Raw genomic sequence first — 252 nt, forward strand, 5'->3', positions numbered from 1 at the left:
GATCTAAAACACGGGAGTTAAATGCAAGCCAAGAAAGTTCTCTATTAATATACATTGATGGTTGAATTTGCATAATACACCTACCTTATTTTCTAGTATTTAATATTTTAGTATTTCTTTTATTAAAATTTATTTTATTTTTATAATAGTAAATAAAATTATATAAAAAAATAATACTTTTTTTCTCTTATTAAAAAAATAATAAATGATTAATAAACTTATATTTACTTTTTAGGTTTTATAGTGTAATAT

At 17.5% G+C, this 252-nt stretch carries 1 protein-coding gene; it reads right to left on the reverse strand.

Annotated elements, in window-relative coordinates; all coding sequences use genetic code 11:
• The coding region (locus PF021_RS08665; RefSeq protein ID WP_407081426.1) for a hypothetical protein at positions 1-73 on the reverse strand (73 nt) is incomplete at its 3' end.
• Positions 74-252: the final 179 nt, after the last annotated feature.

The sequence above is a fragment of the Helicobacter ibis genome (assembly GCF_027859255.1).
Lineage (GTDB): Bacteria > Campylobacterota > Campylobacteria > Campylobacterales > Helicobacteraceae > Helicobacter_D > Helicobacter_D ibis.